At 70.7% G+C, this 9814-nt stretch carries 11 protein-coding genes; 4 read left to right on the top strand and 7 right to left on the bottom strand.

Annotation, left to right across the window (positions count from 1 at the left end; translation table 11 throughout):
* Window positions 1-61: 61 nt before the first annotated feature.
* Window positions 62-946, bottom strand: a complete 885-nt coding sequence (locus FG385_RS32205) for a universal stress protein (RefSeq protein WP_139100589.1) — start codon at window positions 944-946, stop codon at window positions 62-64.
* On the bottom strand, window positions 943-1554 hold the full coding sequence (locus FG385_RS32200; protein WP_139100588.1) for a CBS domain-containing protein: 612 nt from the start codon (window positions 1552-1554) through the stop codon (window positions 943-945). The genes FG385_RS32205 and FG385_RS32200 overlap by 4 nt, the downstream gene beginning before the upstream one ends.
* 165 nt (window positions 1555-1719) lie before the next feature.
* Between FG385_RS32200 and FG385_RS32195 the strand changes: the two genes are divergently transcribed.
* Window positions 1720-2148, top strand: coding sequence for a pyridoxamine 5'-phosphate oxidase family protein (locus tag FG385_RS32195; RefSeq protein ID WP_139100587.1), 429 nt, complete (start codon window positions 1720-1722; stop codon window positions 2146-2148).
* 4 nt (window positions 2149-2152) lie between these two features.
* Here FG385_RS32195 and FG385_RS32190 read toward each other — a convergent pair whose 3' ends face one another.
* Window positions 2153-2821: a CBS domain-containing protein gene (locus FG385_RS32190; RefSeq protein ID WP_139100586.1), complete on the bottom strand. Its 669-nt coding sequence runs from the start codon at window positions 2819-2821 to the stop codon at window positions 2153-2155.
* 5 nt (window positions 2822-2826) lie between these two features.
* Window positions 2827-3723 (bottom strand): universal stress protein, encoded by an 897-nt coding sequence (locus tag FG385_RS32185; RefSeq protein ID WP_139100585.1) that lies wholly within the window; start codon window positions 3721-3723, stop codon window positions 2827-2829.
* A 174-nt stretch (window positions 3724-3897) separates the two neighbouring features.
* On the opposite strand from FG385_RS32185, the gene FG385_RS32180 reads away from it, so the two are divergent.
* Entirely contained in the window at window positions 3898-4503 is a 606-nt protein-coding gene (locus FG385_RS32180; protein ID WP_139100584.1) for a DoxX family membrane protein, read from the top strand.
* Between the two features lie 97 nt (window positions 4504-4600).
* On the opposite strand, the gene FG385_RS32175 is transcribed toward FG385_RS32180, so the two are convergent.
* From FG385_RS32175 to glgA, 3 genes are all read right to left on the bottom strand, one after another.
* Complete coding sequence (locus FG385_RS32175; protein ID WP_139100583.1) at window positions 4601-4870, bottom strand: hypothetical protein; 270 nt, start codon at window positions 4868-4870, stop codon at window positions 4601-4603.
* Window positions 4871-4966: 96 nt separating this feature from the next.
* A complete protein-coding gene (gene glgC, locus FG385_RS32170) occupies window positions 4967-6181 on the bottom strand; it encodes a glucose-1-phosphate adenylyltransferase (protein WP_200834759.1) in 1215 nt (404 codons plus the stop codon).
* Window positions 6182-6251: 70 nt separating this feature from the next.
* The gene (glgA, locus tag FG385_RS32165; RefSeq protein WP_139100582.1) at window positions 6252-7406 is read right to left on the bottom strand and encodes a glycogen synthase; all 1155 of its coding nucleotides are present in this window, start codon (window positions 7404-7406) and stop codon (window positions 6252-6254) included.
* 270 nt (window positions 7407-7676) lie between these two features.
* On the opposite strand from glgA, the gene FG385_RS32160 reads away from it, so the two are divergent.
* Together FG385_RS32160 and FG385_RS32155 are read left to right on the top strand one after the other, a co-directional pair.
* Window positions 7677-8504 (top strand): M55 family metallopeptidase, encoded by an 828-nt coding sequence (locus FG385_RS32160; protein ID WP_139100581.1) that lies wholly within the window; start codon window positions 7677-7679, stop codon window positions 8502-8504.
* Window positions 8497-9786 carry a M20/M25/M40 family metallo-hydrolase gene (locus tag FG385_RS32155; protein ID WP_139100580.1) on the top strand — a complete coding sequence of 430 codons (1290 nt, stop codon included), beginning with the start codon at window positions 8497-8499 and terminating at the stop codon, window positions 9784-9786. The genes FG385_RS32160 and FG385_RS32155 overlap by 8 nt, the downstream gene beginning before the upstream one ends.
* Window positions 9787-9814: the final 28 nt, after the last annotated feature.

The following is a 9814-nucleotide window of genomic DNA, read 5'->3' as shown; positions in this document are numbered from 1 at the left end:
TGTGTCCTGCGGGACACCCGCACCCGGTCGGCTTGCATGATCGGGGCTTCGCCATTGTCGATCATGCAGCCTCCTGTGGGCGCACGACCATCACCGGGCACTGCGCGTAGTGCACGAGCGCCTGGCTCGTCGAGCCGAGCAGCAGCCCCTGGAACCCACCGCGCCCGCGGCTGCCGACGACGACGAGTTGCGCGTTCTTGCTCCACTCGAGCAACTGGCGGCGCGGCCGGTCCCTGACGACGATCCGCTCGACGCGCACGTCCGGATACTTCTCGGCCCAGCCGGCCAGGCTCTCGGACAGGATGCGCTCCTGCTCCTGTTCGGAGGGCTCGGTCTCCAGGAGCGCGTACTCCACCGGGGCCGTGCTGGCGTAGTCGAGGTCGCTCCACGCGTGAACCGCGACCAGCGGAACGCGGCGCCAGGCCGCCTCGTCGAAGGCCGCGCCGAGCGCGGTGATGCTCGTCGGGCTGCCATCGACGCCCACGACCACCGGCCCCGAGGCTTCCCCGTCGTCGCGCACGATCACCACCGGGCATTCGCTGTGCGCCACCACGGAGACCGCGGTCGAGCCGGTGAGCATCCCGGTGAACCCGCCGCGCCCGGAGGCGCCGAGCACGATCATCCGCGCCTTCTTCGAAGCATCGATGAGCATCGGCACCGGCGGCACGCGCAGGCGTTCGGTGGTCACGGCCAGCCCGGGGCCGATCTCATGTGCCGCGGCGGCCGCCTCGGTCAGCTGCTGGTGGGCGAGCCGCTCGACCGCGTCGAAGGCGTCCTGCGGGATGGGCAGGCCGGCCCCGAAGTATCCCAGCGCCGGGTCCACCCCCGAGATCAGGTCCACCCGGAGGTTGCGGGGCGTCGCTTCGGCCGCGGCCCAGCGTACGGCCCGCAGCGCCTGCTCGGATCCGTCGATACCGACGACGATCGCGGCGGTGCTGTCAGTCATCTGATCTTCTCCCTGTTACGGCTCTCGGCGGTCGCGCTGACCACTCCGGGTACGGCCTCCGCCAGCACGGTCGCGACGTGGCGGTCGGTTTCGCTGTCGAACTCGTCGACGATGTGGACGACCCCGTCGTGCACATCGACCGACCATCGGTCCGACCCGCCGTAGACGGCCAGATGCCGCCGCACGTCGGTGGCGATCTCGGCGTCCTCACGGGCGAACATGCGCACGATGTCGCCCCTGGTCACGATCCCGACCACGCGCGAGCCCTCGACGATCGGCATCGCGCGGATCCGGGTGTCCAGCAGCTCGCGCGCCAGTTCGGTCAGGTCGGTGGCCGGGCTCATCGCCTGCGCGGGGGTGCTCATCACGTCCCCGACGGTCGCGCCCGGCGCGACCCGGACCCGCTCCTCGGGGGCGCACCGCGGGTCCTGCTGGAATCGCTCTCCGATCAGGTCGGCCTCCGTCACGATGCCGATCAGCCGGTCGTCGTCGTCCACCACGGGCAACGCGGTGAACGTGTGCTCGCTCAGCAGCCGGGCGGCGTGCTTGGCGCTCGTCCCCGGGGTCACCGTGACCACCGGGCGGCTCATGACGTCCTGTGCCCGCATACCTGTCTCCTTGTCCCTTTTCCCGGCTCAACGCTACGGAGCACCGACGGGGCGGGCAGCGGCCGAGCGTTGACGAGTTTGAGGACTTACGACTCTCGGCGTCGCGCGCGAGAGGAAGGCACACTGTCCGCAACTGACGACTGCACACACTTTTCTGGAGCTGGTATGACGGACATCCGGCCACTGACGCCGCGGGAATGCGTCAAGCTGCTGTCCTCCCAGCCCGTCGGCAGGCTCGCCTTCTCCGAGAACGCGCTGCCCACAATCCGGCCGGTGAACTTCTTCCTGCACAACGGTGACATCATCGTCCGGACCAGCCGGTCCGGTTCGATCAGCAAGCTCACCAAGGAGGTCGTGGCGTTCGAGGTGGACAGCCTCGACCCGGCCACGCACACCGGCTGGAGCGTCGTGGTGATCGGGCGGGTCACGCCGGTGACCGATGTCGACGAACTGGCCGCGATGGCCGATCCGGGCCATCGCCCGTGGGCCGGGGGCGAGCGCTCGCTGTTCCTGCGGATCCCGGTCGACATCATCAGCGGCCGGATTCTCCAGCTGGCCGCCACCGACGCGGTCGGCGACGCCGCGGCCAGCTGAGAGCTCAGGTCCGGACCACATCGTCCACGGCGAACCGCAGTTCGTCGTAGACCGCGACGACGCCGGGGATCGCCTCGATGAGCCGGACGGCACGCCGTCCTTCGCTCCGCAGCTCGACCTCACCAGTCAGCGTCACCTCGCCGTCGCGCACCCGTACGGAGGTCCGCGCGGGGTCCGCCCACAGGCAGCGCTGCAGCACGGTGCGCTCGATTTCCTCCCGCAGCTCCTCGTCCGGGCGCAGGAACACATGCAGCACGTCACGCCTTGCCAGTACCCCGGCGAGCCGTCCCGAACCATCGACGACGTAGAGCCGCCGCAGCCCCTCGCGAAGCATCTTCTGCGCCGCGACGGCGATCGGCTCGGACCGGCTGACCGTCCGCACGCGCCGGGTCATGACGTCCCCGGCCGTGGTGCCCCGGCCCTTGCCCCACCGCCGCCACCGGCGCGGTGAGGACAGCAGCGAGGGGGGGTTCCCGGCACCGCCGCGTTGCTCCTCCTTGGCCAGCAGGTCGGACTCCGACACCACCCCGATCGGATGGCCGTGGCCGTCGAGCACCGGCACCGACCCGATCTTGTACTCGGTGAGGATCGCCACCAGGTTCTTGAACGGGGTCGCCGGCGAAACCGTCACCACCGGATGCGTCATCAGGTCTGCCACCACGATCTTGTTCATGACACTCACCCCTGGTGCCGTGCGACGAGGACGGGGCAGAGCGCGTACGACATGACCGCCTGGCTCGTCGAGCCCAGCAGCATCCCGGCGAACCCGCCGCGGCCCCGGCTGCCCACGACGATCAGCTGTGCCGAGTCGGCCTGGTCGAGCAGCGCGACCGCCGGCCTGCCATGCGTGACAACCCGTTCGACGGCGACATCCGGGCACTTCTCCTGCCAGCCCGCGAGCCGCTCCGCGAGGACTTCGCCTTCGCGTTCCTGGATCTGGTCGTGGTCCAGGGTCCAGTGCGTCTCTTCGAACACCGCGGTGAGGAAGGCGTCGTCCCAGCTGTGCACGGCGATCAGCGGGGCGCCCCGCCACGAGGCCTCGTCGAAGGCGACGGCGACGGCTTCCTCGCTCGCGACCGAACCGTCCACTCCCACCACGACGGGCCCCTCCGACGGCGGCGCGTCCTCGGCCACATGCCCGCGGATGAGCGCGACCGGGCAGGACGCGTGCGCGGTCAGCGCGATGGACACCGAACCGGAGAAGAAACGGCCCAGTGGGCGCATGCCCTGCGTGGCGAGCACCAGCAGCGCCGCCGACCGCGACTGGTCGAGCAGCGTCGTGGCGGCGCCTTCGTGGCTCAGCAGGAGTTCCGGCTCGATCCCGGGCTCCACCTCGCGGGCCGCGTCGCGCGCGGTACGCAGCAAACGCTGCCCCCGCATGCGCAGCACCCCGCGAAGGTCGTCGCTCGTCGGCAGCCCGCGCGGGTAGTTGATGGAAAGCTCGTCGGTGGCGTGCACCAGGCGCAGGGGCCGGTTGCGCCGTCCCGCCTCGCGGGCGGCCCACCGGACGGCGTGCAGCGCGCCGGGTGATCCGTCGACACCCGCCACGACCGCGCCCGTGGTCTGTTCGTTCATCGCTGATCACTCCTCGGTTTCGTTGCCAGCAAGCCGAAACTAGCGACGGAGGGTCACTCGACAACGCAGGCGTTCGTCCTCCTGCCCGGGGACTTTGTCCCCCTGACGCCGTCTTGGCGCGCTCACAGAATTGGCTACGACAACCGGAAAGTGATTTTGGAGAAAGGAGTTGTCATGGCGCTCCAGCACGAGCCGAGGCTCAACGAGGACATGCAGGTTCCGACCCAGCGCGCGGCGGAGACCGCGCCGGCACACGGTGCGGTGATGACGACCGCAGCGGCCAAGGTGATGGCGTTCCTGCGCATCGCCCTCGGCCTGGAGTTCCTGTGGGCGTTCCTCGACAAGACCTTCGGGTTCGGCTACTCGACCACCTCGGCCCAGGCCTGGATCAACGGCGGTTCGCCGACGAAGGGCTTCCTGAGCCACGTGGACGTCGGGCCGCTCGCGGGCACGCTGCGTTCCTGGGCGGGCGCGCCCTGGGCCGACTGGATCTTCATGATCGGCATGCTCGGCCTCGGCCTCGCCCTGATCCTGGGCATCGGGCTGCGGATCGCGGCGGGTGCCGGCATCCTGATGATGCTGTTCATGTGGTTCGGCGAATGGCCGCTCGCCCGGTTCACCGAGGCCGGTCAGGCCAGCGGTTCCACCAACCCGATCATCGACTACCACTTCCTGTACGCCGTTGTTCTCATCGTGCTCGCGGCCGCGTACGCGGGGAACACCTGGGGATTCGGGCGCCGGTGGGCGGAGCTCGTCCAGCACAACCGCTGGCTGCTCTGATCCGCCGGGCGCAGCGGGGGCCGGAGCCTGACACGGCGGCTCCGGCCCCCGAAGTCTGTCTTGGACAGTCCTCAACAGACGATCAGCGGCCGCGGGCTCAGGGCCTGCGGCGGTCGAACCAGGACCGCACCCGCTCGAGGGGGCCGGCCGGTGCCACCGCCGGGGACGCGAACTCGCGGCGCTCCGCCGCGTGCCGGGGCCCTGGCACCTCGGGCCTCGGATGCGGTTCCGGCGGCCGGCTCATCACCGGGTAGCGGGCGAACGGGTCATCTTCGGCACGGGCCCGGCGCGGCCGGCGCAACCCGAACAGCCCGAGCAGTCCCAGGAGCCCGACCAGTCCCCAGACCCCGTTGCCCATGATCGACATTCCGGCCCCTCATCACCCACTTCAGCGTTCCCTCATAGGTACCGTGACCGGCCCATGATCATCGGGGGAACCACCGGATGGGGTGACACAAACCGCTCAGATGGCCCTCTCCCCCTTGCCCAGCACCACGATCCCGCCACGGCTGACGTGGTAGTGCTCCCGGTCCCGGGCCAGATCGACGCCGATATGCGCGCCCGGCGGGACGACCACGTTCTTGTCCAGGATGGCGCGCCGCACGACCGCGCCGGCGCCCACGTGGGCACCGTCGAGCAGCACCGAGCCCTGCACGACCGCGCCGTTCTCGACGTACACGTCCGGCGAGAGCACCGAGTCGACCACCTGCGCCCCGGAGATGATGCAGCCGTTGCTGATGATCGACTGCTGCGCGGTGCCGCCCTCGACGAACTTCGCCGCCGCGCGCTGGGCGGGATGCGCCAGGATCGGCCAGCGCCGGTTGTAGAGGTTGAACACCGGATGCGTCGAGATCAGGTCGGTGTGCGCATCGAAGTAGCTGTCGATCGTCCCGACGTCACGCCAGTAGCCGTGATCGCGCTCGGTCTCGCCGGGCACCTCGTTCGTGCTGAAGTCGTAGACGGCCGCGTCGCCGTGAGCGACGAACGCCGGGATGATGTCGCGGCCCATGTCGTGTTTGGACCGGGCGTTCTCGGCGTCCGCGTGCAGCGCCTCGATCAGCGCCTGCGTCGTGAACACGTAGTTGCCCATGGACACATAGGACTCTTCGGGCGAGTCGGGCAGCCCCGGCGGGTCGGCCGGTTTCTCCAGGAACGCGTCGATGACGGTGCCGTCGGTCGTGTCGATCACCCCGAACGAGGTGGCCTCCGCGCGCGGCACCCGGATCCCGGCGACCGTCACGCCCGCACCGGACTTCAGGTGCGCCTCGATCATCTGCCGCGGGTCCATCCGGTAGATGTTGTCCGCGCCGAACACCGCGATGTACGCCGGATTCTCGTCGTAGACCAGGTTCAGGCTCTGGTGGATCGCGTCCGCGCTGCCCTGGAACCAGCGCGGCCCGAGCCGCTGCTGCGCCGGCACCGGCGTCACGTATTCCCCGGTCAGCGAGGACAGCCGCCAGGTGGTGCTGATATGCCGGTCGAGGGAATGCGACTTGTACTGGGTCAGCACGCAGATCCGGCGGACGCCGCCGTGGACGAGATTCGACAGCACGAAGTCGACGAGCCGGTGCACCCCGCCGAAGGGCACCGCCGGTTTCGCCCGGTCGGCGGTCAGCGGCATCAGTCTCTTGCCTTCACCGCCCGCGAGCACGATGCCCAGCACATTGCCGCTGCTCATGACGACCTCCGTATCTTGCGGGACACCCGCACCCGGTCGGTCGTCATCAGCAGGCCTCCGGCATTGTCGCTCATGACGACCTCCTGGTCGCTTCGTAGATCCTGACCGTGCGCGCCGCGATCGCGGCCCAGCCGAACTCCTCGACGGCCCGCGATCTGCCCGCCGAGCCCATCGCGGTGGCTCGCTCGCGATCCCCGACGATCTCGTTGACCCGCGCGGCGAGGCCGGCTTCGAACGCTTCGGGATCGCTCTCGTCGTAGTGCACGAGCAGGCCGGTCACCCCGTCTTCGACGACCTCCGGGATCCCGCCGACGTCGCTGGCCACGACCGCGGTGCCGCAGGCCATCGCCTCCAGGTTCACGATGCCGAGCGGCTCGTACACCGACGGGCAGGCGAATACGGCCGCATGCGTGAGCAGTTCGACGACCTGGTCGCGCGGCAGCATCTCCGGGATCCAGAACACCCCGTCGCGCCTGGCGCGCAACCCGTCGACGAGCCCGCGGAACTCCGCGTCCAGTTCCGGGGTGTCCGCGCCGCCCGCGCACAGCACGACCTGGACACCGGGCGCGAACGCCGACGCGGCGCGGACGAGGTGTGGCACTCCCTTCTGGCGGGTGATGCGGCCGACGAACAGCACGTACGGCCGGTCCGGGTCGATGCCGTGCGCGCGGAGGGCGCCGGTCGCCGGAACCGGTTGGTACAGCTTGGTGTCGATCCCGTTGTGCACGACGTGGACCCGCTCGGGCGGCACCGCGGGATAGGTGGCGAGCACGTCCCGGCACATCCCGGCGCTCACCGCGATGATCGCGTCGGCGGATTCGTACGCGGTCCGCTCGATCCAGGACGAGACCTGGTAGCCGCCGCCGAGTTGCTCGGCCTTCCACGGGCGCAACGGTTCCAGCGAATGGGCGGTGAGCACGTGCGGGATCCCGTAGGTCAGCTTCGCCAGGTGCCCGGCGAGGTTCGCGTACCAGGTGTGGCTGTGCACGAGATCGTGCCCGGCGAGCGCGTCGGCCATCGATACCGCGATGTCCATCGTGGTGAACGCGGGCTGCCGGTACTCGCGGGAGCCGGCGTGCCCGTGCGCGCCTTCGCGGTCGGGACCCCAGCAGTGCACGCCGAGGTCGACGAGCGAGCGCAGTTCGCGGGCGAGGAACTCCACGTGCACCCCGGCCCCGCCGTAGACCTCGGGTGGGTACTCGCGGGTGAGCAGGCCGACGCGCATGCCCCGACCCTAAGACCCTAGGCAAGGGTTCCTGTGACGCACGGAAAAACGCCCGGAGAACTCCTCCCCGGCCGCGACCCCATTCACTCGATCGGGTGGTACCGCGTCCTGGCCCGTCCCGAGGCGGCAGGCGCCCCCTCTCACGCATCGGGCAGGGCCACCATGAGTGCCGCCACGCTCAGCGCGCTGCCTTCCGGGTAGCCGGTCCGATCGCGTCAGCCCCCCGAGCGATCGGGCCGGCCCACCCAGATCTTGGCTAGGCTCGCCGGTATGCGCATCCTCGTCTCCGCCGACATGGAGGGCGCCACCGGCGTCACGTGGACCGACGACGTCGTACCGGGAACGCCGCAGTGGCAGCGGTTCCGCCGGCTGTTCACCGGCGACGTGAACGCGGTCATCGCCGGGCTGCACGACGGCGGGGCGAGCGACGTGCTGGTCAACGAGGCGCATTCGTCCCAGCGCAACCTCCTGCTGGAGGATCTCGACGCCCGCGCGAGGATGCTGACCGGCCGGCACAAACCGCTGTCGATGATGCAGGGCATCGACTCGGGTGTGGACGGGGTCGTGTTCCTCGGCTACCACGCGGGCGCCGGCGCCGAGGGCGTGCTGGCCCATACCTATCTGGAGAACCAGATCACCGGCGTCCGGCTCGACGGGGTCGCCGCGAGCGAGGGCCGCCTGAATTCGGCGCTGGCCGCCGAGTACGGGGTGCCGGTACTCATGGTCAGCGGGGACGACAAGACCTGCGAGGACGCCCGTGACTACGCGCCCGAGGCGATCGGCGTCGCGGTGAAGGAATGCGTGAGCCGGTACGCCGCCATCTGCACCCCGCCGGAGCGGACGACCACCGCGTTGCGGCTCGCGGCGGAGAAGGCGATGACGCGCGCCGGGCGCGGCGAACCCCGCCGCATCCCGCACCGGATCGAGGTCGAGTTCGACGCGAGCCATCTCGCGCAGGCGGCCGCGGTGGTCCCGACCATCGAGCAGACCGGGGTGCGCCGGGTCGGCTTCGACGCACCGGACATGACCGAGGCGATGAAGGCGTTCAAGGTGGTCACCGCGATCGCCGCGGGCGCGGTACAGGGGATTTATGGCTGACGTAGTGGACATCTGCGCCCGGCTCGTCCGGTTCGACACCACCAACCGCGGGCACGGGGACGCCGAGGGCGAGCGCGAGGCCGCCGAGTTCGTCGCGGAGGTGCTCTCGGACGCGGGCATCGAGCCCAAGATCCTCGAGTCGGCGCCGCGCCGGGCCAACGTGCTCGCTCGCGTCCCCGGTACCGACGCCTCGCTGCCGCCGCTGCTCGTGCAGGGGCATCTCGACGTCGTCCCGGCAGACGCCGGCGACTGGTCGGTGCCCCCGTTCTCCGGAGAGATCCGCGACGGCTGCCTGTGGGGCCGCGGTGCGGTGGACATGAAGGACTTCTGCGCGATGGTCCTTTCGCTGGTGTCCGAGGGTCTGCGGCCGCGCCGTGATCTCGTGCTGGCGTTCGTCGCCGACGAGGAGGACCGCGGCGAATGGGGCGCGCACTGGCTGGCGACCGAGCACGGCGAGTTCTTCGCCGGCTGCGCCGCCGCGATCAGCGAGTCCGGCGGCTACACGTATCACGTGCCTGCCGCGGACGGGAGGATGGTGCGGCTGTACCCGATCGGCACCGCCGAGCGCGGCACGGCCCACCTGCGCCTGACCGCACACGGCCGCGCCGGGCACGGTTCACGGCGCAACGACGAGAACGCGGTGGTCCGGCTCGTCGGCGCGCTCCAGCGGATCGCCGGCCACCGCTGGCCCGTCCACCTGACCCCGACGGTCGAGGCTTTCCTTGTCCGTACCGGCGAAGCGCTCGGCGTCGACATCGATCTGTCCGATGTGGACGCGACGCTCGCCAGGCTGGGCCCGGCGGCCTCGCTCGCGGAGAACACGGTGCGCGACTCGAGCACGCCGACGATGCTCGACGCCGGCTACAAGGTCAACGTGATCCCGAGCGTCGCGCGGGCCCAAGTCGACGTGCGGACGCTGCCAGGCACCGAGGAGGCACTGCTCGCACAGATCGACGCGCTGCTCGGGCCGGGCCTCGAGCGCGAGTTCGTCGCCCACCAGCAACCGGTCCAGGCCCCGGTCGACTCGCCGTGGTTCAGCGCGATGGCCGCCGCGCTGCGCGCCGAGGACCCCGAGGCCGTCGTCGTGCCGTACTGCATGGGCGGCGGCACGGACGCCAAGGCGTTCAGCCCGCTGGGGATCGACTGCTACGGCTTCGCGCCGCTGTGGCTGCCCGAGGGCTTCCCGTACCGCGCGATGGCGCACGGCGTGGACGAACGCGTACCGGTCGAGGGGCTCGAGTTCGGCAAGCGGGTGCTCGGCCACCTTCTCACCACCTGCTGACCCGCACCCGCGTGCTCGACGCCGCCGT

The organism is Amycolatopsis alkalitolerans, from assembly GCF_006152065.1.
In the GTDB taxonomy this organism is placed as follows: domain Bacteria; phylum Actinomycetota; class Actinomycetes; order Mycobacteriales; family Pseudonocardiaceae; genus Amycolatopsis_E; species Amycolatopsis_E alkalitolerans.
Note: the sequence above shows the minus strand (reverse complement) of the source record. Positions and strands in the feature narration are given on the sequence as shown.